This is a genomic window from Brenneria rubrifaciens, assembly GCF_005484945.1.
Classification (GTDB): domain Bacteria; phylum Pseudomonadota; class Gammaproteobacteria; order Enterobacterales; family Enterobacteriaceae; genus Brenneria; species Brenneria rubrifaciens.
Genome location: NZ_CP034035.1, coordinates 2,002,970 through 2,026,287, shown reverse-complemented (window position 1 = coordinate 2,026,287; position 23,318 = coordinate 2,002,970). Strand labels below are relative to the sequence as shown.

24 protein-coding genes are annotated in these 23,318 nt (G+C 50.7%); 9 read left to right on the top strand and 15 right to left on the bottom strand.

The genetic code is table 11. The features are described from left to right. Positions 1-27 precede the first annotated feature (27 nt). Positions 28-1,746, bottom strand: coding sequence for an ABC transporter ATP-binding protein (locus EH207_RS09420; RefSeq protein WP_137713774.1), 1,719 nt, complete (start codon positions 1,744-1,746; stop codon positions 28-30). Between the two features lie 222 nt (positions 1,747-1,968). Beyond that, positions 1,969-2,793, bottom strand: coding sequence for an ammonia-dependent NAD(+) synthetase (gene nadE, locus EH207_RS09415; protein ID WP_137713773.1), 825 nt, complete (start codon positions 2,791-2,793; stop codon positions 1,969-1,971). 224 nt (positions 2,794-3,017) lie between these two features. Between nadE and osmE the strand changes: the two genes are divergently transcribed. Together osmE and EH207_RS09405 are read left to right on the top strand one after the other, a co-directional pair. Further along, on the top strand, positions 3,018-3,350 hold the full coding sequence (gene osmE, locus EH207_RS09410) for an osmotically-inducible lipoprotein OsmE (RefSeq protein ID WP_137713772.1): 333 nt from the start codon (positions 3,018-3,020) through the stop codon (positions 3,348-3,350). A gap of 339 nt (positions 3,351-3,689) precedes the next feature. Next, entirely contained in the window at positions 3,690-4,145 is a 456-nt protein-coding gene (locus EH207_RS09405; protein WP_137713771.1) for an RcnB family protein, read from the top strand. Positions 4,146-4,201: 56 nt separating this feature from the next. Here the strand turns inward: EH207_RS09405 and hxpB are convergent, their stop codons facing one another. Next, complete coding sequence (hxpB, locus tag EH207_RS09400) at positions 4,202-4,867, bottom strand: hexitol phosphatase HxpB (RefSeq protein WP_137713770.1); 666 nt, start codon at positions 4,865-4,867, stop codon at positions 4,202-4,204. A 195-nt stretch (positions 4,868-5,062) separates the two neighbouring features. Here hxpB and EH207_RS09395 point away from each other — a divergent pair, with 195 nt between their 5' ends. After that, positions 5,063-5,611, top strand: a complete 549-nt coding sequence (locus EH207_RS09395; protein WP_137713769.1) for a YniB family protein — start codon at positions 5,063-5,065, stop codon at positions 5,609-5,611. Positions 5,612-5,705: 94 nt separating this feature from the next. Here EH207_RS09395 and EH207_RS09390 read toward each other — a convergent pair whose 3' ends face one another. The 5 genes from EH207_RS09390 to EH207_RS09370 form a co-directional block, all read right to left on the bottom strand. Next, the gene (locus EH207_RS09390; RefSeq protein ID WP_137713768.1) at positions 5,706-6,566 is read right to left on the bottom strand and encodes a fructosamine kinase family protein; all 861 of its coding nucleotides are present in this window, start codon (positions 6,564-6,566) and stop codon (positions 5,706-5,708) included. A gap of 243 nt (positions 6,567-6,809) precedes the next feature. Continuing rightward, the gene (locus EH207_RS09385) at positions 6,810-7,670 is read right to left on the bottom strand and encodes a metal ABC transporter permease (RefSeq protein WP_137713767.1); all 861 of its coding nucleotides are present in this window, start codon (positions 7,668-7,670) and stop codon (positions 6,810-6,812) included. Then, positions 7,667-8,530 (bottom strand): metal ABC transporter permease, encoded by an 864-nt coding sequence (locus tag EH207_RS09380; RefSeq protein WP_137713766.1) that lies wholly within the window; start codon positions 8,528-8,530, stop codon positions 7,667-7,669. The genes EH207_RS09385 and EH207_RS09380 overlap by 4 nt, the downstream gene beginning before the upstream one ends. Then, the gene (locus EH207_RS09375) at positions 8,527-9,420 is read right to left on the bottom strand and encodes a manganese/iron ABC transporter ATP-binding protein (RefSeq protein WP_137713765.1); all 894 of its coding nucleotides are present in this window, start codon (positions 9,418-9,420) and stop codon (positions 8,527-8,529) included. Before EH207_RS09375 ends, EH207_RS09380 begins: the two co-directional genes overlap by 4 nt. Continuing rightward, entirely contained in the window at positions 9,417-10,331 is a 915-nt protein-coding gene (locus EH207_RS09370; RefSeq protein ID WP_137713764.1) for a metal ABC transporter substrate-binding protein, read from the bottom strand. Before EH207_RS09370 ends, EH207_RS09375 begins: the two co-directional genes overlap by 4 nt. A gap of 951 nt (positions 10,332-11,282) precedes the next feature. Here EH207_RS09370 and EH207_RS09365 point away from each other — a divergent pair. From EH207_RS09365 to rlmA, 3 genes are all read left to right on the top strand, one after another. Next, positions 11,283-11,399: a DUF2627 domain-containing protein gene (locus tag EH207_RS09365; protein WP_137713763.1), complete on the top strand. Its 117-nt coding sequence runs from the start codon at positions 11,283-11,285 to the stop codon at positions 11,397-11,399. Positions 11,400-11,435: 36 nt separating this feature from the next. After that, entirely contained in the window at positions 11,436-11,645 is a 210-nt protein-coding gene (gene cspE / locus EH207_RS09360; protein WP_137713762.1) for a transcription antiterminator/RNA stability regulator CspE, read from the top strand. Positions 11,646-11,790: 145 nt separating this feature from the next. Continuing rightward, positions 11,791-12,651: a 23S rRNA (guanine(745)-N(1))-methyltransferase gene (gene rlmA, locus EH207_RS09355; protein WP_137713761.1), complete on the top strand. Its 861-nt coding sequence runs from the start codon at positions 11,791-11,793 to the stop codon at positions 12,649-12,651. Positions 12,652-12,719: 68 nt separating this feature from the next. Here the strand turns inward: rlmA and mntP are convergent, their stop codons facing one another. The 6 genes from mntP to EH207_RS09325 all read right to left on the bottom strand — a co-directional run bounded on the left by mntP (position 12,720) and on the right by EH207_RS09325 (position 17,817). Continuing rightward, positions 12,720-13,292 carry a manganese efflux pump MntP gene (gene mntP / locus EH207_RS09350; RefSeq protein WP_137713760.1) on the bottom strand — a complete coding sequence of 191 codons (573 nt, stop codon included), beginning with the start codon at positions 13,290-13,292 and terminating at the stop codon, positions 12,720-12,722. Between the two features lie 405 nt (positions 13,293-13,697). Next, complete coding sequence (locus EH207_RS09345) at positions 13,698-14,156, bottom strand: DUF986 family protein (protein ID WP_137713759.1); 459 nt, start codon at positions 14,154-14,156, stop codon at positions 13,698-13,700. Between the two features lie 107 nt (positions 14,157-14,263). Then, entirely contained in the window at positions 14,264-15,106 is an 843-nt protein-coding gene (locus tag EH207_RS09340; RefSeq protein WP_137713758.1) for a PTS mannose transporter subunit IID, read from the bottom strand. Positions 15,107-15,120: 14 nt separating this feature from the next. Beyond that, positions 15,121-15,918, bottom strand: coding sequence for a PTS mannose/fructose/sorbose transporter subunit IIC (locus EH207_RS09335; RefSeq protein ID WP_137713757.1), 798 nt, complete (start codon positions 15,916-15,918; stop codon positions 15,121-15,123). Between the two features lie 100 nt (positions 15,919-16,018). Beyond that, positions 16,019-16,981: a PTS mannose transporter subunit IIAB gene (gene manX / locus EH207_RS09330; protein WP_137713756.1), complete on the bottom strand. Its 963-nt coding sequence runs from the start codon at positions 16,979-16,981 to the stop codon at positions 16,019-16,021. A 365-nt stretch (positions 16,982-17,346) separates the two neighbouring features. Further along, positions 17,347-17,817: an Lrp/AsnC family transcriptional regulator gene (locus EH207_RS09325; protein WP_137713755.1), complete on the bottom strand. Its 471-nt coding sequence runs from the start codon at positions 17,815-17,817 to the stop codon at positions 17,347-17,349. Between the two features lie 197 nt (positions 17,818-18,014). Here EH207_RS09325 and EH207_RS09320 point away from each other — a divergent pair, with 197 nt between their 5' ends. The 3 genes from EH207_RS09320 to EH207_RS09310 all read left to right on the top strand — a co-directional run bounded on the left by EH207_RS09320 (position 18,015) and on the right by EH207_RS09310 (position 21,785). Next, positions 18,015-18,662 carry a YitT family protein gene (locus tag EH207_RS09320; RefSeq protein ID WP_246048954.1) on the top strand — a complete coding sequence of 216 codons (648 nt, stop codon included), beginning with the start codon at positions 18,015-18,017 and terminating at the stop codon, positions 18,660-18,662. A gap of 103 nt (positions 18,663-18,765) precedes the next feature. After that, entirely contained in the window at positions 18,766-19,869 is a 1,104-nt protein-coding gene (locus EH207_RS09315) for an amidohydrolase (RefSeq protein WP_137713753.1), read from the top strand. A gap of 362 nt (positions 19,870-20,231) precedes the next feature. Then, the gene (locus tag EH207_RS09310) at positions 20,232-21,785 is read left to right on the top strand and encodes a TerC family protein (RefSeq protein ID WP_137713752.1); all 1,554 of its coding nucleotides are present in this window, start codon (positions 20,232-20,234) and stop codon (positions 21,783-21,785) included. A gap of 125 nt (positions 21,786-21,910) precedes the next feature. Here EH207_RS09310 and EH207_RS09305 read toward each other — a convergent pair whose 3' ends face one another. Continuing rightward, complete coding sequence (locus EH207_RS09305) at positions 21,911-23,275, bottom strand: L-serine ammonia-lyase (RefSeq protein ID WP_137713751.1); 1,365 nt, start codon at positions 23,273-23,275, stop codon at positions 21,911-21,913. Positions 23,276-23,318 lie beyond the last annotated feature (43 nt).

Sequence of the window (23,318 nt, the reverse complement as noted above, 5' to 3'; positions counted from 1 at the left end):
TTTATACGGCGATGGCTTTGAAGCGCATCAAGCGTGTCCGAACTGTGCCTGATGCAGACTGGCGTAAATCCCGCGGTGCGCAATTAAAGCCTGATGGCTGCCTTGCTCAATGATCCCGCCGTTATCGACCACCACAATACGCCCAGCATTCTGGATGGTTGCCAGACGATGGGCAATAACCAGCGTGGTTCGTCCTGCAGAAAGCTCGCTGAGCGATTGTTGAATCGCCTGTTCGGTGGCGGTATCCAGTGCGGAGGTCGCCTCATCAAGGATCAGAATCGGCGGATTTTTCAGGAAAATCCGTGCAATGGATAAACGCTGTTTCTGACCGCCGGACAATTTGACGCCACGCTCGCCCACGATGGTATCCAGACCGTCAGGCAGATTGTCAATCAGTTCGTCGAGTCTGGCGCGTTTCGCCGCCTGCATGATTTCTTCATCGCTGGCCCCCAGTTTGCCATAGGCGATATTTTCACGAATGGTGCCGCCAAACAGGAAGACATCCTGCTGTACGATACCGATCTGGCTGCGCAGGGATGACTGTGTCATGTCGCGAATATCAATGCCATCGATGGTGATACTGCCGCTGGTTAAATCATAAAAGCGAGGAAGCAGCGAACAGAGTGTGGTTTTTCCTGCACCAGAAGGCCCGACAAAGGCGACGGTTTCGCCAGCGCGTATCGACAGATTAACGTTATGGATGATGGGACGATCGGGCGAATAGCCAAAGCCGACTTGGATGAATTCAATATCACCTTTAAGTGGCCCCCTATCGCGAGCATGGGGGGCGTCTGCAATTTCCGGCACGGTATCAATTAGTTGGGTAAAGCGTTTGAAACCGGCAATGCCTTTCGGATAGCTCTCCAGCACCGCAGTAATTTTAGCGACCGGGCGGAAGAACACTTCGATCAATAACAGGAAGCCGATAAAGCCACCGTAGGTCAGTTCACCTTTGATGACATACCAGATGCCTGCCAGCATGACGATCAACTGAATCAGACGGGTGCTCAGATAGCTGAGCGTCAGACTGGCGGTCATGATGCGATAGGCTTGAAGTTTGGTGCGACGATAGTTTTCATTGTCATGAGAAAACAGTTGTTCCTCATGCGCTTCATTGGCGAAAGCTTTGACAACGCGAATACCGCCCACGCTTTCCTCGATGCGGGCATTGAAATTACCAACCTGACCGAACAACTGGCGCCAGGTATCGGTCATTCGGGCGCCATAGCGGCTGACCAGATATGTCATGAACGGCACAATGACGATAGTAAGCATTGCCAGCGGCAGATGCACGGTCGCCATCAGAATAAATGCGCCAATGAAAGTCATAATCGCAATAAACAGATCTTCCGGGCCGTGATGCGCGATTTCGCCGACTTCTTCCAGATCTTTGGTGACGTGGGTAATGATATGCCCGGTTTTCATATTGTCGTAATAACGAAATGGCAGTTTTTGCAGGTGTTCAAACGCCTGGCGGCGCATGTCGGTTTCGATGCCAACCCCCAGCGCATGTCCCCAATAGTTGACAATGGCCATGAGTGCGGTGTTTAGCAAGTACACCGCTAGTAACGCCACCGACGCCAGCAGAATTAACGACCAGTTTTGCTCTGGCAGCAGTTTGTCGATGAATGCTTTGATCGCCATCGGGAAACCCAGTTCAAGCAAACCCGCGACAATGGCACAGCCAAAATCCAACACGAATAGCCCCTTGTAGGGGGAGTAATAAGAGAAGAATCGCCGCAACATAACGTTCTTTGAGTTAAATAAATGTGAAATCCACTATAACAGGTTAATGCCCTGAGAGGGACATCCCGAATCCGATGCGCACACTGGTTTATTCACGTGGCTACCCTAATGACACTTTGCGCGGAGTAGGCGAGTAGGGTGAATGCACCGATGAAGGACAGTCCTATCCATAATAAAAAGCGGATGCCGGAACCAGCATCCGCCAGAGTCTATCAAACCTGATTATTGCCAGAAATCGTCGAAAACGGTAACCGGCGGACGACGCTTGTGTTCGGTTTTGCGATACCAGTTTTCAATGGTCGCCGCGTCTTTTGCATCCACTTGCTTACCTTCAAGGTAATCATCAATGTTCTCATAGGTCACACCCAGGGCGACTTCATCAGGCAGTGAAGGGCGATCTTCCTCCAGATCGGCCGTCGGCGCTTTGGTGTAAAGGTGAGACGGGCAGCCCAATTCTTGCAGCAGCGCTTTCCCCTGGCGTTTATTCAAACGGAATATCGGGTTGATGTCTGTTCCGCCGTCGCCATATTTTGTGAAGAATCCGGTCACGGCTTCCGCCGCATGATCGGTTCCCACCACTAATCCGGCATTCATGCCCGCGATGCTGTACTGCGCCTTCATCCGCTCGCGCGCCTTTTCATTACCTTTGACAAAGTCGGAAAGCTCAATGCCAATCGCCCTTAGCGTGGCTTCGCTGGCTTCTACCGCTGGTTTGATATTGACCGTCAGCACCTTGTCGGGTTGAATAAAATTGATAGCGTCCTGACAGTCGGCTTCATCGGCCTGTACGCCATAAGGCAGGCGCACGGCGATAAATTGATAACCCTGTTCACCCGTTTCATTACGTATCTCACTAATGGCCGTTTGGCAAAGTTTACCGGTTAACGCCGAGTCCTGGCCTCCGCTGATCCCCAATACCAGCGATTTTACGAATGGGTGGGCCTTCAGATAACTCTTTAAAAAATCAACGCTAACACGAATTTCTTTCACCGGGTCAATGGTGCTTTTGACCCCCAGTGCAGTGATAATGTCTTGCTGTAATGACATAATCTACCCTCCTGAACTTATTGATCCTGCGGAATAATTATCGTAATCCCCTGAGTGTAAAACGAATTGGCGCGAAGAAAAAGGACAAGCGTTCTGTCAGGGGTTTTATCTCAGGGTGAGGTTTTTGCTCTCTCAATGACAGCGTTATCTCACCACCTCGGCATTTGAAAAAATGCCTTTTGCCATCTAGACTCATCCATGACCCATCCATATGAGGTAATGCAATGAAAAATAATCGACAAATATTGTGTATTGCGGCGGCAGGCGCAGTCTTTCTTTCTGGGTGTACGGCTTATAACAAAGCAGAGAGCTATGTGAATGAGCCGGTGGTAAAGGATGTTAAGGTAGGAATGACGAAGCAGCAGGTTTATCAGCTTGCTGGTTCGGGAGGAACGGAAAGAAGGCTGGTAAACGCGAAGGGGACGTGTAGCGATTATCTGTTAAAGAATCGTGACGGCACGGCTCAAAATTATTTTGTCAGCTATGATGAAACCGGGCACGTTCTCAACAAAGGCTTCCAAAGCTGTCAGGCATACGATACGTCTCCGAACCGATAATAAACGTTACGCTTTTATGTTATTGCGTAGGCCGGGGGCTTACGTGAATATTGGGTTTATCCGTGTTTCATCTCCAAAAATATGCTGAGAGACAAGAGGGACGCTTCCGAAGTCTCTCAGCATGATCCGTCAGTATCCTCGCACCTAACGTACTAATGTACGCAATGCCCCTGACATCAAAATGCGTGAATGTCTATGTGTTAAGATTTTGCATGGATTAGGTAATATATTGTCAGACAAGCGGTTTTAAGACATTTCCATCTTTCGCCCAACCCTATTTGTCACCGATATTGCTGTTAACCAGTTCTATAAGACTGTTAATGCGGCGAGGAAAATACAATGACGAAAAAAACACTGGCACTGATGATGTCGTTACTGCTGGCCACCAGCGCTTTTTCAGGTATTGTTTTTGCGGAAGGCCCGAATGGACCACACGAACAGAAACGGCAAGCGCCTAATCACCAAAATGGTGGTGAACGCAGAAATGCGCCTGACGGTAATCACGATAGCGGCAAAGGAAACCATGCGGCAAAGCAGACTTCCCGTGAGCATCGGGATGCATCTAACTTCCGTGAACGCGACCATTTTGCATGGCGTGGGAATAATTTCAGGAAAGGTCATCCCGCACCTCAACGTTTTCGCGGGGATGATTATCGGGTCAATGACTGGCGCGCCAGAGGGTTAGGCGAACCACCCGCCGGACAGCACTGGGCTCACATTGATGGAAACTACGTATTGATTGCGGCGACTACCGGGATAATCACCGCCATTCTTATGAATGGCGCGTTAGACTAGCAAATTAGAGCGTCAGCCGGAACTCGCCTTCCGGCTAATCACCGGTTCTCGGGGCATCACGAAATGTGCCCGTTATCCAGTTGCAGTAAAGATTCCAGCTTGAGTTCGGCCAGCGCCCAGCGTGGGTCTTGGCTGAACTCAGGTTGCGGAACCACGATGGAACGCATGCGGGCTGCTTTGGTGGCAATCATGCCGTTTATCGAATCTTCCAGCGTGACACACTGTAAAGGTGAAACGCCCAGGCTGTTAGCCGCGTTCAGGTAGACCTCAGGATGAGGTTTGCTATAGGGCAGCTTTTCCGCGGAAACCAGAACATCAAAATAAGTTTCAAGATGGAACATGTGGAGTACCTGTTGCAACATGCGCAGCGGCGAAGCAGAAGCCAGACCTATTTTGAGATGTCGCTGGCGGCAGAGCTGCAACGCGTGTTCAACGCCGGGCAACAGAGGGCGGCGTTCAGCAACTAATTCGATTGCGCGCTCAATAATGCGGTTAACGACAACTTCCCGGCTGGGCGAGTTCCAGGGAGCGATCTGATACCAGAGATCAACCACCATATCGATACGTAATCCCAGCGTGTCGGTCATGGATTGGCGTAGCGAAGTATCAATCCCCAGCGAGGCGATGACTTCAATTTCGGCCATGTCCCACAGGGGTTCGGAGTCAATCAGTAAGCCATCCATATCAAAAATGGCCGCTTGGATAGAAAAGTCAGGGGTCATACAAAGCAGTTCCCGCAGGGTGGAAAGAGTCAGAAATCAATGAGAATACGCGTTGATTATACGCTAAATCATTGCCTATAAAGCGCGTCGGGCGATAAGACATTGACGATAATAAATCTACAGTAGACTGCCGGCGATTTTTTTTATGTATACACTATTTGATATACGTTGCTGCGCCGTTCAAAAGGAGAACTCATGACATATCAACTGGCTGGCCGTATTGCCGTGGTTAAACGTATCGCGGGATGGATAATTTTTATTCCGGCGTTGCTGTCTACACTCGTTTCGTTAGCCAATTATCTTTATGCCTATAAACAGAGAAGGGAGGGGATTGATGCGGTTCTGCTGGATTTTTTGTACTTGATGATTGATATGGTTCGCTTCAATACGCCATTTCTGGATAATTTTTGGTATAACTCGCCGGTTCCTGATTTTTCGCGCTTTTTTGTGCCGTCAAGCCTGATGTTCTGGTTGATTTACATCCTGATTTTTGTCGGACTGGCGCTACAGGTGTCTGGCGCGCGTATGTCTCGTCAGGTGAAAGCTATTCGTGAGGGTATCGAAGATCAGCTGATTCTGGATAAAGCGAAGGGTAACGAAAGCCGTACGCGCGAAGCATTAGAAGCGCGTGTTGTGATGCCGCACCACACCATTTTTCTGCAATTTTTTCCGCTTTATATCCTGCCGCTGATTCTGGCCGGCTTGGGGTACGTGATTTTACGCTTACTGGGAATTCCCGTCTGATTAAATGGGCATCGGGGCGTTTATCGCCTGCGCCGAGTCGCCGCCAGCCATGTTCTTTCAGCGTTTCGCCGGTGGTATAGCGGATGTGGTCACGTCATAGATTGAACTGTTGCTCAATAGCCTGTTGCGCCTCAAGAATGTTTTTCCCGCCAAATAGATTGGCGCGGTTGAGCAGATAATAAATTTGGTAGACCGGCTGGCGTTCGATAAAGTCTTTATCCAGCGGCCATACGCTCTGATAGCCGTCATAAATTTGTGGTGGCAGCTTAGGATAAAGCGGCAACATCGCCAGGTCGCACTCCCTGTCGCCCCAGTAACAGGCCGGATCGAACAGGTAGCATCCATTGTGGCTGTTAGCGCAGTTATCGGGCCATAGGTCGCCATGCAGCAGTGATGGCTGAGGCTGATGACCTAACAGCCTTTCCTCTACACGCGCGATCAGCGTTTCGATGTCACCGAAATGCATGCCTTTTTCGGCGGCTAACTGAAGCTGCCAGCCAATCCGCTGTTCAGCAAAGAACGTGGGCCACCGTCGCTGCCAGCAATTAGGCTGCGGCGTGGTTGACAGGTCATTGTCAAAATCCAGCCCAAACTGCGGCTGATCGCTCCATTGATGCAGGTGCGCCAACTGTTCGCCGAGGCACCAGGCGCCGTGAGCATCCAGCGGTTTTACCGGCAGGTATTCCAATAGCAGGAAGCTGTTGTCGCGGGAACTGCCGACACCGTAAACCACGGGAATATTCACGGTTTGACTGCGGGCCAGTAACGAGAGTTGGTCGGCTTCGGCGGTGAATTTGGGCAGCATTTCACGGATATCGCACTTGACGAAAACTTCGTGCTCGCCATAGCGGACATACCATGCGGAGTGGATTTCTCCGCCGGGTAATGCCTGGCGCTCCTGAATGTCAGCGGCACCGAGGTATTCTTCCAGAATTTGGCTGATTGCTTGCCACATATGGTCATCCTCCCGTTGATGTTGCCAGAAAACCTGATCATCCCGCCGCTGCCACCCAATGCTACTGATTATCACTACGTTAGCCCATAGAACACAATTAAAACGGGCACTGTGACACAGTGATGATGGATGACGACAGTGGAAGTGCTCAGGAAAAGAGTATAGACGCAGTTAAAATATAACGCAGTTGGCGTTGACCATCCCTGAGTTTACGTCAAGGCAGAGGTAAACTCAGGGAGCGCCTTAGGCTATTTTAGCTCCGGCAGCCAACGTTGCGCTTCTGCGAAGTTTCCACTGATGATAAGTCAGAGCCAGCGTAAAGAACAACGCTTGAACGAGCACAATACAAGGGCCGGTGGCGCCATCAATGTGGAAACTGATTAAGGTTCCGGCGACGCAGGACGCCACAGACGCCACCGTTGCCAGCATCAGCATGCGGTCAAAGCGTTTGCATACCATAAACGCGATGATACCCGGCGCGATCAGCATCGCGATCACCAAAATCACGCCGACCGCCTGTAACGATGCCACAATGGTTAACGCCAGCAGGCAGAGCAGACCATAGTGCAGCAGTTTCACCGGCAGACCAATTACACGCGCATGGCCGGGATCAAAGCAGTAGAGCATGAAATCGCGCCATTTCAGCAGGATGACAAATAGCGTAATGGCGGCAATGACCAGGAGTTGCGTCAGCTCTTGTCCGGTAATTCCCAGTACGTTGCCGAACAAAATATGGTTGAGATGCTGGTCGGTATCAATGCGGGCAAACAACACCAGACCCAGCGCAAACATACCGGAAAAGATGATGCCCATGACCGTATCTTCTTTTACCCGGCTATGTTCTTTGACATAGCCAGTGGCGACGGCGCAAAAGATGCCGGATGCAAAAGCGCCGATGACCAGCGGGATACCAAGCCAAAACGCCAGAACAATGCCGGGCAAAACGGCATGAGAAATCGCGTCGCCCATCAGCGACCACCCCTTCAGCACCAGATAGCAGGACAAGACGGCGCATACCGTCCCCGTAACGATGGCGGCGATAACCGCTCGCTGCATAAACGGGTAGGCGAGCGGTTCGGTTAACCAACTGATTAGCATGCTCATAGCGCGTCTCCCTGCTGATCGCGCTGTCGGGCGCGGCGTGATGTCAGCAATCCCTGTTTCGGGGCGAATAAAAACGCCAGCAGGAATATCAAGGTTTGCAGTGTGACGATAACGCCGCCGGTTGCGCCGTCGAGAAAAAAACTCAGGTAAGCGCCCGCGGCGCTGGAAATGGACCCCAGCGCTATGGCAATCAGCACCAGACGGTCAAACCGGTCGGTAAGAAGATAAGCTGTGGCGCCAGGGGTAATGACCATTGCGATTACCAGAATGGCGCCAACGGTTTGCAATGCGGCAACGGTACAGGCGCTGAGCAGGGTAAAGAAAAGGATTTTCAACCTCAGCGGAGAAAGGCCGATGGATTGTGCATGGTTTTCATCAAAAAACACGGCAAGCAGATCTTTCCATAGCAGACATAGGATCACGAACGTCACCCCGATGATAATTTCCACCTGAAGAACATCTTCGTCGGCGATACCCAGAATATTGCCGAAAATAATCGACTGAACGTTAACTGACGTCGGATTGAGCGAAATAATCAATAAACCGACCGCGAAGAATGTAGAAAAAATAAAGCCGATGATGGCGTCTTCACGTAGCCGGGTAATATGTCGGATGAGCGTCATAGCCAGCGCAGCCAGCATACCGGTAAAAAACGCGCCGACGACATACGGCAAACCCAGCGCGTAAGCGCCCGCCACACCGGGAACAACCGAGTGCGACAGGGCATCCCCCATCAATGACCAGCCTTTCAGCATCAGATAAGCGGAAAGAAAGGCACAGACGCCGCCCACCATTGCGCTGACCCAGATCGCTTTCACCATGTAGTTATAACCGAAGGGCTGTAATAGGATGTCGATCATCGGTGCTTTTTCTCCACCTGTACAGAGCTTAAAGCGGGAGAATCGCTCTTGGTTGAGCCGTAGAAAACAGCCGGACGCTCATCGTCTGTCAATACCGTTACGGAACGCGAATCGTCATCGTCGTGAAGGTGTGGGCCACCAAGATTAATATGGCGCAGCACCCCGCCAAAGGTTTTTTCCAGATTGCGTTGGGTAAAGGTGCTGTGGGTGGGACCGGCCGCCAGAACGGTCCGGTTGACCAGAATCACGTTATCGCAGAATTCTGGCACGCTGCCGAGGTTGTGCGTGGCGACCAGAATCAAGTGTCCTTCGTCGCGCAGTGTGCGGAGCAGATCGATAATGGCGTTCTCGGTTTTGACATCGACGCCGGTGAACGGTTCGTCCAGCAGCAATACGCTGCCTTGCTGCGCCAGCGCGCGGGCGAGAAAGACGCGTTTTTTCTGTCCGCCGGAGAGTTCGCCGATTTGACGCTCACGCAGCGCGGAAAGCCCCACGCGTTCCAGTGATTCGGCGACGATGGCACGATCCTGCTGGCTGGGTATGCGCAGAAAATTCATTTTGCCGTAGCGCCCCATCATGACGACATCGGAAACCAGTACGGGGAAGTTCCAGTCCACATCTTCGGTTTGTGGAACATAGGCCACCAAGTTCTGTTTCAGCGCCTGAAAAATAGGCTTATTGTTAAGCAACACGTGCCCGGAGGTGGGTTTAACCAGCCCCATGATACTTTTGAATAACGTCGATTTCCCACTGCCGTTTACCCCGACCAGCGCGCAAATCGTTCCGCCGCTCAGCGAAAAAGAGGCGTGCCGTATCGCCTGATGCCCGTTGCTATAAGTGACGGAAACATCATGGACATCTAATGATTGTGCTGCGGTATCACTGCTCATTGATCAAATCCTTTGGCGATGGTTTCTACCGTGACGTTCAGCAGGTCGATGTAGGTAGGGACCGGGCCTTTTTCATTTGACAGAGAATCAACATAGAGAACTCCGCCATACCTGGCCCCGGTTTCTTTGCTGACTTGTTTTGCCGGTTTGTCCGAGACGGTGCTTTCGCTGAATACGACAGGAATGTGTTTCTCCCGGACGGTATCAATCACGCGGCGTACCTGTTGAGGCGATCCCTGTTCATCCGCGTTTATTGGCCATAAGTATACTTCATTGAATTGATAATCTTTGGCCAGATAGCTAAAGGCGCCTTCACTGGTCACCAGCCACCGTTGCGCTTCAGGAATACGAGAGAGGCGTTCGCGCAGAGGGGCATCGATCGCGTTGACTTTTTCCGCATAGGCTTTGGCATTGCGATTATAGATGTCGGCATTCTGCGGATCGTATTTTACCAGTCCCGCACGAATATTCTCGATATAAATCCGCGCATTGGAAGGCGACATCCAGGCATGCGGATTGGGATTGCCATGGTAGGCGCCTTCACGAATGGATTGCGGCGTAATCCCTTCCGTCACCACTATGGCGGGAACATCTTTGACATTTTCAAAAAAGCGCTCAAACCAGCGCTCCAGATTCATGCCATTCCACAGTATCAACTGAGCTGACTGCGCTTTAACGATGTCGCGCGGCGTCGGCTGGTAGTCGTGAATTTCCGCTCCTGGTTTGGTAATTGACTCTACCGTCGCGGCATCACCTGCGATGTTTTGCGCGATATCCTGAATAACCGTGAAAGTGGTGACGACTTTGAGCTTTTCAGCCGCCTGAGTATGGACGCTGGCCAGCATGAGTAATGCGCACGGCAAGGCAAAACGTCGCAGATAGGGAAAGAAATGCGCCTGAAAGCCGGTCATGCTGATATCCTTACAAAGCTTGAGTATGGTGGGTGAGAATAATTATCAATATCATTTAAGTCAAGGGCCGGAAACGAGTAGCAAAGGTAGTTGAAGGTGATTGCGTGTCTGATGATAAGAGTGATGGCTGTGTGTACGCCCGTGCATATGAGCAAAAAACTCATAATGCTCCTTGCGGTTACAAAATATTGACCTAATTTAATAAATCGTACTCAATGTTGCAACGTAAGTCTAACTGAAACGATGATGCGTGCAATCTGCGCTTTTTGAGCTGACGGGTAAGTAAGCGAAATGAGGGGATAAAGTGTCGGATGAAAATTAACAAAACATTCAAAGCTGCCGATAAAAGATTGGTAAGTTAAATATACAGTATAAAACTCCATCAGGAAGGTGTGTAAAAGACATGAGCACTAAATCAGAAAAACGCTGGAAGCTAGCAAGTATCATTTTACTGACGCTGTTGGCCGGATTGTTTATCGTTATGATACAAGTCGATTAACCGGAAAAATTGATAAAAATCAGCAAAAAAGCCACTTTCATTTCTCTTTGAAACGAAGGTCGTGAGCTAATGAAGAAAAGTAGAAATAAAGTGCGAATATTTCTATAAGGCGTGGGGCGCAGGGGCGCTTTGTTCTCTGGTTTAATCTCTCTATACCAGGATTTAAGAACGCTAATTATTATAATAAATCGTTATAATTTGCCGCTCCAATAATTCGCTACATGTGTGTTTCTCTTTGTATTTTCTTATCTCTCTATAGGTGACTGATTGGACTGTTCGAGTCTAGATGTATTTAATCTTATCAATAGAATAAGTTAGCGCATGACGGCCTAATTCCGAACGATGGATGGCTCTAATTTGTGTGGTATGTCCACGACTGACAAAAAATGGCTTGCTATCGATTACAGAGTGTGTAATAACGCATTTGGGTAAAACGAGGTACAGTTCTGTATATGAATGGCATTTTCAGTAAAGAAGTCTTGAGTACAAACGTTAGCGTTGAATACCGCTTCTCTGCCGAACCTTATCTTAGTGCCTCAATCAGTAACGACTTTGGTTTGTCTGTATAACGCCTCTGGCGGTTTAACAATTAAAGGATATTTGAAATGGCAAAGATGAAAGGTCAGGTTAAGTGGTTCAACGAGTCTAAAGGTTTTGGTTTCATCACCCCGGCTGACGGTAGCAAAGATGTATTCGTACACTTCTCTGCAATTCAAGGTAACGGCTTCAAAACACTGGCTGAAGGTCAGAATGTAGAGTTTGAAATTCAAGATGGTCAGAAAGGTCCGTCAGCAGTGAATGTTACTGCGCTGTAATTTACAGTTCCCATTGCAAAACCCGCCATGTTGCGGGTTTTTTGTTGCCTGATTTTTATCAATGCAGCACCATTTTTGTGATATAGCGTCTTATCGATAAATGTGACGTCATTTAAAAAATATCTTTAGTAGGAAAAATGTGCTGATGTCTTATCAATGCCCACTGTGTCAGCAAGCCTTGCACCGGATAAATCAGCAATGGTCATGCGGCCGCCATAGTTTTGACTGTGCGAAAGAAGGCTATGTGAATTTGTTGCCGGTGCAATTTAAACGCTCGAAACAACCGGGTGACAGTGCCGAGATGATGCGGGCTCGCAGAGCGTTTCTGGATGCAGGCCACTATCAGCCGTTGCGTGAGTTCGTGACGCAGCGTGCTGATGAAAAATTAGCGCAAGACGCGACCGCCCTGCTGGATATTGGCTGCGGAGAAGGGTATTACACGGCGGGGCAGGCGGCGTGTTTGAAATGGCGAAGAGAACTGACAGTTTACGGACTGGATATCTCAAAAGCGGCGATCCAGCAGGCGGCGAAGCGCTATAAGAATGTCGATTTTTGCGTGGCGTCAAGCCTGCGTCTGCCTTTCGACGATCGGTCGCTGGACGCCATATTGAAAATTTATGCCCCCTGCAATGATGCCGAATTGCAGCGCACGGTGAAAATAGGCGGGTGGGTGATAACCGTATCACCTGGGCCTCGACATCTTTTTCAACTCAAGGCCGAAGTCTACGAGCAGGCGCAGTTGCATGTGATCAAAGATGAGACGCTGGTGGGATTTGAGCTTGTCGAGCAACAAACGCTGTCCTATCCGATGCAGTTGACGGGGCAGGAAGGTGCTGCATTGTTGCAGATGACGCCATTTGCCTGGCGGGCGACGCCGATGGTTAACCAACGTTTACAGGATGCGCCGCAATTCATTTGTGAGACAGACTTTATTATCCGGTTGCATCAGCGCATTGGGTCATTGCCAGCCTCGTCGTGTTGCGCTGGCCGGCAGGGGAGCGTGTAGGGATTGCCGTTATAAAAAATGGGCGGGATCGTTACGATCCCGCCCATTTTTCAGGAAATACCGGGAAGTCAGGCCAGATTGCCAATATGTTCATAGAGGATATTACAGCCAATACCTATCAGTATTACGCCGCCTACTATTTCGGCCTTTTTGCCAAGCAGCGGGCCGATGTATCTTCCAATCAGCATGCCGAACGTCACCATAATCATGGTTGCCATACCGATAACCATAGCGGTGTGGAAGATATTGACCTGCAAGAAAGCCAGTCCGACACCGATCGCCATCGCATCAAGACTGGTGGCGATCGCAGTGCACATCAGCAGCGCCAGACTATGTTTTTTGATTTTTTCATGCGCGCAGGCTTCTGTTTTCTTGAAGCCTTCGGCAATCATACGGCCGCCGAGGATCACCAGTAAGGTGAATGCAACCCAATGATCCCATTCGAGAATATACTGGCTGGCAAAAAAACCTAAGGTCCAACCGATTAACGGCGTAATGGCTTCAATGATACCGAAGATGAGACCGGTGCGTATGGCGTCCCGAAAACGGGGTTTGTGCAGTACGGCACCTTTACCGATAGATGCGGCGAACGCATCCATAGACATACCAAATGCAAGAATAAGGGTTGCTGATAAGTTCATTTTAAATAGCCTCGGCTGGGCGGTTCTCCATATCCACGTAGATCATCCCCAACCAGATGATGATCCCCCGTGTCTATGGTCTCGCCTGCCAATCGGCCGCCCGCACCACGTTTGAACTATCCATTATGCAGATAGGAAACGAGTATGTTGATACGAGCATTTCTGACGCTAAGATTATCAGAAACCGGCTACTCCCCAATGACGGCGCAACCTTAACATATTAATTATGGATCAAACAACAATAAATATTCTATGGATAATTGATGCAATTGATAATTGTTTTCATTTAAATAAGAGTAGCTAAAAAGACATTAAATAACTTCGATTAAGATAAGTTTATAATACCACTAATACGTTATGGTTATGTTCAATAATAATTCGATTTTTTAATGTTTTATTTTTAACCTATTGATTTTCAATCATAAAATTATATATTTTTTCCAGATCATCAAGCTGACTGACGTGTATTAGTAACCGGCGCTGTTCAAGGTCAATAACCAAAATCCCATCTTCTGATAAATTCATATTTTGAATACGGTGATAAGAAATAAATATATTGACATAAAAGAATCCTGTTAATTTGAACAATAATTTTGGGCGCCGAATATAAGCAAGATAGAACGCGATGAGTGCCAGAAAAAGTAAAAGCGCGGTGGTTATTGTCGTACCGTTATTCATGACATTCTTATAAATAAGAATTCCCACCAGACCAATGAAAATAAGGGCATCCAGCCGGTTTGTTCGTTTTAGCACAACGCGTAGCTGTGTTTTACCCTTCAGCTGATCCAGAATGAATTCAACGTAAACGGCATAAAACAGCGCCAGTCCGATCAGCATCACCAGAACGATATCCGTAAACGTCATGAGAGACTCCATGGGCAGCTATCAGCATCGAAGGACCGGGCACCTGCATCGTGAACCAGGGCGGCTTTAGGAAGATATCGCCGAGGGTTACCCGGCGATTTGACAGATTACACGCCTAGCAGACCAATCCAATAGCCAAATATACCGATGGCAAAGAATCCGATGATGAGCCACAGCGCGTTCACTTTACGCCTGAGCAGCCACATACAGCCGAATGTCAACAGCAAAGGAATCAATCCCGGCATGAGTTGATCGAGAATCGACTGAACCGTGGTTACCGTGGTCTCACCATTCTGGTTGGTGACCCGCGATACCACGAGCGGGACGTTGACGTGGGTCCATTTGTTAACCAGCGCCCCCATGACAAACAAGCCGAGAATGGATGCCCCCTCCGTCAACTTTTGCAGGAAGCCGCCGCCCATATCGTTAACGATATCCACGCCTTTGCGATAACCATAAGCAACCCCGTAGTAACGCACCAGCAGACGCACCAGATTAAACAGTACAAAGAAGAGCACTGGCCCCAGCAGGCTGCCGCTCATGGCGATACCGGCCCCCAGTGCGGCGAACACAGGCCGGGCCGTACCCCAAAATATCGGGTCGCCCACGCCGGCCAACGGCCCCATCAGACCGACTTTAAGCCCGTTGATAGCCCCGTCATCAATGGGTGCGCCGTTGGCACGCTGCTCTTCCATTGCCATGGTCACGCCAAGTACCGGGGCGGCAACAAACGGCTGGGTGTTGAAAAATTCCAGATGGCGCTTAATCGCCTGCTTGCGATCTTCCGAATTCTCAGGATAAAGACGACGGATCACCGGCACGATGGAGAAACAGAACCCCAGCGCCTGCATACGTTCAAAGTTCCATGAACCCTGGAAGAGATTGGAGCGAATGAACACCGCGCGAATATCGCCGGCAGTGAGTTTTTTGACTTCAGTTGTTTCACCCATTTTTCTCACTCCTCTTAGTCCAGTTCATTGTCAAGATCGTTGCTGCCGGCGGCCACCGGTAGACCCGAAGACTTGTTGTATTTCGGGCTCAGTTGGATATACAGCACGGCCATCACGATACCAATCACACCCAATGCGACCAGGTTGAAGTCGGTGAACGCGGCGGTCACAAAACCGAGATAGAAGAACGGCATCAGGTAGCCCGCGCGCATCATGTTGATGACCATGGCGTAACCGACAACGACAATCATGCCGCCCGCAATATTCAGGCCGTTGGTCACGACGTCTGGAATGGAGTTCAGTATGGCGTGAACGGCATCCGTGCCGACGGAAATTGCGACGATTACGGCAGGGATAGCGATACGCATCGCCTGAAGCAACAGGGCGGAGACGTGAAGCCAGCTAATCGCGCTTAAACTGCCGCGTTCAGCCGCGCTGTCAGCGGCATGCTGGAAGGCGACGGTGATGGTTCGGACAATGATCGTCAGAACCTGTCCTGCGGCGGCCAGCGGAATGGCCAGCGCAATCCCCGCTCCCACGCTCTGTCCGCCGGCAATAACCAGAATGGTCGAGATAATTGAAGCCAGCGCAGCATCAGGCGCAACGGCCGCCCCGATATTCATCCAGCCGAGGGCGATCATTTCCAGCGTACCACCGATTATAATCCCGGTTTGCAAATCACCCAGAACGGCGCCGATAAGCGTACAAGCCACCAGCGGACGGTGGAACTGAAATTCGTCAAGAATCGATCCCATCCCCGAGACGCAAGAGACGATAAATATCAGCACAATTTGAAGTGTGGTAATCTCCATTGTACTTCTCCTATGGAATATGTTTCTGAGTAAAATAGATCGTTACACAGCGATTTTGATTGATTATGTTAACCAATGTTTGCATTGACCCATGATAGTGTTAACGAGCCAACTTATTAATTAAGTCCATCATTTTGAGCTTGGTATCCGATGACACTTTTCTGACTTCTAATTCAATTCCCTTTTTATCCAGTTCTCTAAACGCGGCAATATCTTTTTCGTCGATAGAGACCGCATTATTGACCTGGGTTTTCCCCTGACGGTAAGCCATTCCGCCAATATTAACGGATGTTATTTTTACGCCATTTTCAACCAGCGTTAAGACATCGGTTGGATTAGTAAATAACAACATGACACGATCGGAGGCATATTTCGGGTTGTCATAAACGCGAATGGCTTTGGCGACATCCACCACATGCGCCGTAACGCCCGGCGGGGCAACCTGGGTCAGCAGTGTTTTACGCACGTGGTCGGCGGCAACTTCGTCACTGACCACAATAATGCGTGAAACGTTGGTTTCTTTAGTCCAGCGAGTAGCCACCTGACCGTGAATTAAACGGTCATCAATACGGGCCAACCCGATCGTCATATGTCCGCCAGTTCCGCTGACAGGGGCGGGGGCGGTAGCTTGCGCTTTCGGCGGTGCGGAGGCGGGCGCGACGGGTTTTTGCTGCTTCAGCGCTTTGACGCCATCTCTGCCCGCTTCAAGGGCAATGGAAACCAGATCGGCGAATGCAGGATTATCATCACGCGCCATAAAGGTTTCCGCCAGCATGGGAATATTAACCCCGGCGATAACTTCATGATTTTCCTTGTCCGTCACCAGGCGGCTGGCCGCGTTGAACGGGCTGCCTCCCCAGGTATCGACCAAGAACAATACGCCGTTCGACGTGTCTAATTGGGATAATTTATCCTGATATTTTTCTATTAATGTTTCAGCGTTCTCTCCGGGGACGAAATCGATCCAGGCGACATTACTCTGTTCACCAAGGATCATTTCTGCTGTTTTTAACAACGGCCCCGCAGTGGCTCCGTGAGTGCATAACATTATCGCAATACTCACTTGCTACCTCCTCATTATTCACGATCAAATTGAATGTGTAATGTGTCAGGAAACAGGGTTAACGCTCATGTGTTGAAAGTTAACCGTCGCGGTATCAGTATGGTCGTTAAAATTCAACTCGCTGACGTGGTCGGGTAATTAATGTGACCGTTTATTTAATTCAGTCAGCGAGTCAAGGCTGGCGACTAAACGTAACACTACGGTTCGACAGAATTATTTTAGCCATCGAAAAAATAAATAGTGTGATATTGCTCTAATGCTGCTCAGTTAAAAAATGGTTATTAATGAGTTACGCACGTTTTATCTGCGCGCTTGGTCTATAAGCGGGAAATCGATTTGAATGCGCGAGATGGTGATATTTTCACTTATAGTCTGGTTTTCACGGGGAGCGCGGTTTTATAAACCAACCGCCGCAGGGAAAAGGAGGTTTGAACATCTCGTAATCCCTCAATCTTGATCAATTTCTTTTGTAGAAAACGCTCGAAATCCGACAGGCTAGCGGCGACCACCCGCAGCATGAAATCATGACTGCCGGACATCAAGTGGCACTCCATCACTTCATCAAACGTGGCAATCTGTCGTTCAAACTTGTGGAAGGTTGTCTCTGATTTCGGCTCCAGCGTCAGCGAGATATAAGCGTTTACCGGAAACCCCGCTTTTTCCTGATCGAGCAGCGCGACATATTGCTCGATCACGCCGCGATCTTCCAGGTTTTTGAGCCGACGGGTACACGGCGTGGCCGACAGGCAAATCCGCTCCGCCAGTTCGGTGGTTTTTAATCTGGCATCATGCTGTAACTCATTCAATATTTGTGCATCGATGCGATCGATTTTCATGAGGTAATACTCGCTTTTTTCTATTTATAATGAGGTTAAATCACTCATCATTGGCATAATAAAGGTTATTTTTAGTTAAAACTCACTCAGTAATCAATGTTAATTTAAGCGCGTTAAGTGAATCGTCAGGCGAGTAAAATGCAAATATATGCATTTCTTATGGCTGGAAACGTTCGGTGAGAATGAGACTAATGCGTGTGCTAAGAAAATCGGTTGCGCGACAAAAAGAGCCGGGCGAGTGCGTTGAGGTTGTCACCGCCCATACGTTGAAAGATGATATTTACGGTCTGACGCTGGGTGTGATGTTTATAGCGGTGGGGCTGAATATGCTCAAGCTTTCCGGCATGGTTACTGGCGGCATTGCCGGTATTGCGTTACTGATTTCCTATTATGTCCCGCTTTCAATCGGCCTGCTGTTTGTAGTAGCCAATATCCCGTTCATGATTTTTTGTTACTTCAGTATGGGCCGCGCTTTCACGCTGAAAACGCTGATCGTCAATCTGGCTCTCAGCCTCGCTACACAAGGTATTCCTCATTTTATTACCATCAGCTATATCCATCCGCTGTTTTCCGCGTTGATTGGCGGCACATTTCTCGGCATGGGGATTCTTTCTCTCGCCCGTCACAACGCGTCGGTGGGGGGCACGGGCGTCGTCACCCTGTGGCTGTACCGGCGTTTCAATATGAACGTCGGCAAAACTCAGATGCTGCTGGACCTACTGGTGTTCTCGCTGTCACTGATCAATATGTCCGCCATGCTGCTTTTCTGGTCCGCGATCAGCGCACTGGCGATGAATGCGATGTTGATGAACTGGCACAAACCGGGCCGCTATCAAGCGGGGTGAGCAGGCCCCTGGCTGATGGATAAGATAACGTTCTTACCTCACCGGTATCAGTCTGTGTACCTTATCCATTGATTATTTCCAACCTTTTGCCGGAGATAAGCCAGTGTCGAAAACGCGCGAACATTATCAACATTTGCATCAAATCCCTGAGTTGGGTTTTCAAGAGGTTAAAACCTCGTCATATCTCGCGCACGAGTTGGCGCGCGAGGGTTTTGCCGTTACGCGCCAGGTAAATGGGACGACGGGGATTGTCGCTGAACTGGACAGCGGCATACCGGGTCCCGTGATGGCGCTGCGTGCCGATATGGATGCGCTTGGCCACATCATTGACGGTGAGCCGGTCGCGCGACATACCTGCGGGCATGATGCGCACGCCTCGGTGGTACTGACCACCGCTCAGGAGGTGATGAATGAAGGGATAGTTAAAAAAGGTCGTTTAAAGATCCTGTTCCAGCCGGCGGAGGAACTGGGAACGGGGGCGCTGGCTATGGTCGCGGGGGGCGCCATTGACGATGTTGATATATTACTCGGTTTTCACCTGCGTCCTCTTGAAGAGTGCCCGCTGGGGCAGGCTGTGCCGGCAATGCTGTATTCATCCTGCGCGACCATCGAGGCGTCGATCGCCGGAGTGCCGTCCCACGCGGCTCGCCCGCATTTGGGCGTGAACGCGCTGGATGCGGCGGCGGCGGCAGTGCAGGCTGTCAATATGATTCATCTGGCGCCGACGCTGACATACAGCGTCAAGGCGACACGGTTTATCTGCGATGCCGGCGTCACTAACTCGGTGCCCGCCGACGCCCGCGTGTGCTGGGATCTGCGCGCGCAATATAATGAGCCGATGGATGAATTGAAGGCCAAAGTCATCAGAGCGATTGAGCACAGCGTGGCGGCGCTGGGGGCGACTGCTGAGATTCGTGTGATAAAGGAAATGCCGGCGGCGGTGGTTGATGATCAGGTAACCGACTTGATTGCCGACGCCATTGCGGACGTATTGGGCGCGGATGGAGTAACTGAGCCAAAATTTACGCCTGGCAGCGAGGATTTCTTCCACTACGCGCGGGCGCGACCGCAGGTTAAATGCGGATTCTGGGGGCTGGGCGCCAACCTGACGCCGGGTCTGCACCATCCTGATATGCGTTTCGACCTTGAAGCGATGGCCCTTGGCGTCAGCGTGTTTAAAACCTGCGTGAAAAAAGTATTGGGGTGAAGAGGCGATGTCTCACGGCTGTCATCGGCTGACGATCGCCTTACCCGCAAGCAGAAAAACCACGCCCATGCTTTCTGTATTTATCACTCAAAAGGTGTAAGAAAATCTTTGTGAAAAAACCGGACAACCTGTTAGAGTAATCTTCCGTTAAATTGCTTAGGAGCACTGGGCATCAGCCCTTCCCATGGACTGTCACCGACAAAACGTTAACCGTTTACCTGCGCATGCTGGTGGTTTTCTGTACTCGGTTGGTTTTTCCGACCATTCCCTGAGTTACTCTGATTCATTCCAATTCTTTCTATTACCATTCAATGTCGATGACGCATTGAAGTCATCTGCTCGTTCATTTTTGGGAGTCTGACATGGAATTTTTGCTGGATCCTTCAATCTGGGCAGGGCTATTGACGCTGGTGGTACTTGAAATTGTTCTGGGTATCGACAATTTGGTGTTTATCGCGATTCTGGCGGATAAATTGCCACCCAAGCAGCGAGATAAAGCCCGCATTATCGGTCTGTCGCTGGCGTTGCTGATGCGTCTGGGCCTGCTATCTTTGATTTCCTGGATGGTGACGTTGACTCGTCCCTTGTTCAGCGTGGGCGATTTCAGTTTCTCCGGCCGGGATCTGATTCTGCTGTTCGGGGGGGTGTTCCTGCTGTTCAAGGCGACGATGGAGTTGCATGAACGGCTGGAAAGTAAATCCCATGACGAAAATGGTCATCGCGCCCATGCCAGTTTCTGGGCGGTAGTGGCACAGATTGTCATACTGGATGCGGTGTTCTCACTTGATGCCGTGATTACGGCCGTGGGCATGGTCAATCACCTCGGCGTGATGATGACCGCCGTGATTATTGCGATGGGGGTTATGCTGCTGGCCTCCAAGCCGCTGACCAATTTTGTCAACGCGCACCCGACGGTGGTGGTGCTCTGTCTCAGCTTCCTGCTGATGATCGGTTTGAGTCTGATGGCGGAAGGCTTCGGTTTTCATATTCCCAAAGGCTATCTGTACGCTGCGATTGGCTTCTCGATCCTGATCGAACTGTTCAACCAGATTGCCCGTCATAACTTCATAAAGCATCAGTCGCGGCGTCCTTTGCGCGAGCGTACCGCCGAGGCGATTTTGCGCCTGATGGGAACCCGCAAAACGACGGAGGAAATCGACGACGAACCGCAAAAAGTGACGACGGATACCTTCGCCGAGGAAGAGCGCTACATGATCAACGGCGTGCTGACGTTGGCGTCCCGTTCTTTGCGCAGCGTCATGACGCCGCGTACCGAAATTTCTTGGGTGGACTGCGATCGCTCCGTGGAAGATATTCGCTTGCAACTGCTGGATACGCCGCACAGCCTATTTCCGGTATGTCGCGGTTCGCTGGATGAGTTGGTCGGCGTGGTGCGTGCCAAGGATCTGCTGGTTGTGCTTGAAACGCACGCCGATGTCGAAAGCTTCGCGGCGGCAACGCCGCCTATCGTCGTGCCGGAAACCCTGGACGTGATTAATCTGCTTCCTGTCTTACGCCGTGCCAAAGGCAGCCTGGTCATGGTGAGCAATGAGTTTGGCGTGGTGCAGGGACTGGTGACGCCGTTGGATGTACTGGAAGCGATTGCCGGTGAATTTCCGGACGAGGATGAAACGCTGGATATTGTGGTTGACGGCGACGGCTGGTTGGTTAAAGGGGGAACGGACCTGCATTCGTTGCAGCAGGTGGTCAACAGCAGCGATCTGGTGAGTCCAAAAGAGGATTATGCTTCTCTGGCAGGGCTGTTGCTGGCAAATAGCGACGAGTTCCCGAAAGTGGGGGAAATCATCGAACTGCATCAACTACGTTTCCAGATTCGTGAAGTCTCGGAATACCGTATTGAATTGGTGAGGGTGGAGAAAATCGCCGATCCGGTTGAAGACGACGACGCGTCATAACGATTTGTGCGCAACATTGCCGCTCGCCAGCCGACGGTGTTGCGGCTAAATCCCATCCATACGGCTTGCTGGTGAATCGGCAAGCCGTATCCTTTTCCGCCTTTAATCGCGGGTTTTTCTTGAATTTAATCGCACTGAACCTTGATCGCCAAACCGCCGCGGGAGGTTTCACGGTATTTGGCATTCATGTCTTTACCCGTTTCATACATGGTTTCTATGACCTTATCCAGCGAGACGCGGGGTTCGCTGGTGCGGCGCATGGCCATTCGGGCGGCATTGATCGCTTTCACCGAGGCGATGGCGTTTCGCTCGATGCAGGGAACCTGAACCTGACCGGCAACCGGATCGCAGGTTAATCCCAAATTGTGTTCCATCCCGATTTCAGCCGCGATACAAACCTGCTCCGGGCTGGCGCCCATCAGCTCGGCCAAACCCGCCGCCGCCATGGAACAGGCGACGCCCACTTCCCCCTGACAGCCCACTTCCGCCCCGGAGATCGACGCGTTCATTTTGTACAAAATGCCAACGGCGCCCGCGGCGAGAAAATAGCGGATATAAATGCCTGGCCCTACCGGTTCGATGAAGTGGTCATAGTAGGCCAACACCGCCGGGACGATGCCGCATGCACCGTTGGTTGGCGCGGTCACCACGCGTCCGCCCGCCGCGTTTTCCTCATTCACCGCCAGCGCAAACATATTCACCCAATCCACGACGTTCATCGGATCGTTAGAGTGTTGGTCCGATGAAACCAGAATGCGGCGCAGGGCGGAGGCACGGCGTGGAACGCGCAACGGCCCCGGCAGCACGCCCTCGGTGTTCACGCCTCGGTCAATACATGTCCGCATGGTCTGCCAGATGGCCGCGAAATAATCTTCAATGTCCTGGCGGCTGTGCAACGCCAGTTCGTTACGCATCACCATACCGGACAGCGAGAGACCGCTTCGTCTGCAATGCTCCAGCATTACTTTGGCGGAATGGAACGCATAGGGGACAGCGACTTCGGTCAGCGAGGATTTTCCGAAGTTGGTTTCATCAACGATGAACCCCCCGCCGATGGAGTAATAGGTTTTGCCGTAAATTTCTTTGCTGCCGGCATAGGCCGCGATCGTCATGCCATTTTCATGCAACGGCAGGTTTTCGCTGTGGAAAACCATGCCGCCTTCGCGTGGGAAGTCAACTTCATGTAGCCCTTCCGCCACTAACAGACGCTCGCGCTGTTCGACATCCCGGATAAACCCCGGTATCGCGTCAATATCGACCGTGTCAGGCATATTGCCCGCCAGCCCCATGATGATGGCGATATCGGTGTGGTGGCCTTTCCCCGTTAATGACAGCGAGCCATAGACATCGACGGCAATGCGCGTGGTGGCGGTCAGCAAGTCCTGATTTATCAACTCATCGACAAATTGCTTACCGGCTTTCATCGGCCCAACCGTATGAGAGCTAGAAGGGCCAATACCGATTTTAAACATGTCGAAAACGCTTATCACGCGGAACTCCTTAAAAAGCTTAGCTTATACCTTAAAGCTAGAA

Coding starts and splice junctions, on each gene's coding strand:
- EH207_RS09405 (WP_137713771.1), top strand. CDS start 3,690: ATGACGAAAAAAACACTGGCACTGATGATGTCGTTACTGCTGGCCACC.
- EH207_RS09365 (WP_137713763.1), top strand. CDS start 11,283: ATGAATGGCATTTTCAGTAAAGAAGTCTTGAGTACAAACGTTAGCGTT.
- EH207_RS09325 (WP_137713755.1), bottom strand. CDS start 17,817: ATGAAAATCGATCGCATCGATGCACAAATATTGAATGAGTTACAGCAT.
- EH207_RS09380 (WP_137713766.1), bottom strand. CDS start 8,530: ATGATCGACATCCTATTACAGCCCTTCGGTTATAACTACATGGTGAAA.
- mntP (WP_137713760.1), bottom strand. CDS start 13,292: ATGAACTTATCAGCAACCCTTATTCTTGCATTTGGTATGTCTATGGAT.
- cspE (WP_137713762.1), top strand. CDS start 11,436: ATGGCAAAGATGAAAGGTCAGGTTAAGTGGTTCAACGAGTCTAAAGGT.
- EH207_RS09395 (WP_137713769.1), top strand. CDS start 5,063: ATGACATATCAACTGGCTGGCCGTATTGCCGTGGTTAAACGTATCGCG.
- nadE (WP_137713773.1), bottom strand. CDS start 2,793: ATGTCATTACAGCAAGACATTATCACTGCACTGGGGGTCAAAAGCACC.
- rlmA (WP_137713761.1), top strand. CDS start 11,791: ATGTCTTATCAATGCCCACTGTGTCAGCAAGCCTTGCACCGGATAAAT.
- EH207_RS09420 (WP_137713774.1), bottom strand. CDS start 1,746: ATGTTGCGGCGATTCTTCTCTTATTACTCCCCCTACAAGGGGCTATTC.
- osmE (WP_137713772.1), top strand. CDS start 3,018: ATGAAAAATAATCGACAAATATTGTGTATTGCGGCGGCAGGCGCAGTC.
- EH207_RS09345 (WP_137713759.1), bottom strand. CDS start 14,156: ATGACGTTTACGGATATCGTTCTGGTGATGCTGATCGGACTGGCGCTG.
- EH207_RS09375 (WP_137713765.1), bottom strand. CDS start 9,420: ATGAGCAGTGATACCGCAGCACAATCATTAGATGTCCATGATGTTTCC.
- EH207_RS09390 (WP_137713768.1), bottom strand. CDS start 6,566: ATGTGGCAAGCAATCAGCCAAATTCTGGAAGAATACCTCGGTGCCGCT.
- EH207_RS09385 (WP_137713767.1), bottom strand. CDS start 7,670: ATGAGCATGCTAATCAGTTGGTTAACCGAACCGCTCGCCTACCCGTTT.
- EH207_RS09335 (WP_137713757.1), bottom strand. CDS start 15,918: ATGGAGATTACCACACTTCAAATTGTGCTGATATTTATCGTCTCTTGC.
- EH207_RS09340 (WP_137713758.1), bottom strand. CDS start 15,106: ATGGGTGAAACAACTGAAGTCAAAAAACTCACTGCCGGCGATATTCGC.
- EH207_RS09310 (WP_137713752.1), top strand. CDS start 20,232: ATGGAATTTTTGCTGGATCCTTCAATCTGGGCAGGGCTATTGACGCTG.
- hxpB (WP_137713770.1), bottom strand. CDS start 4,867: ATGACCCCTGACTTTTCTATCCAAGCGGCCATTTTTGATATGGATGGC.
- EH207_RS09370 (WP_137713764.1), bottom strand. CDS start 10,331: ATGACCGGCTTTCAGGCGCATTTCTTTCCCTATCTGCGACGTTTTGCC.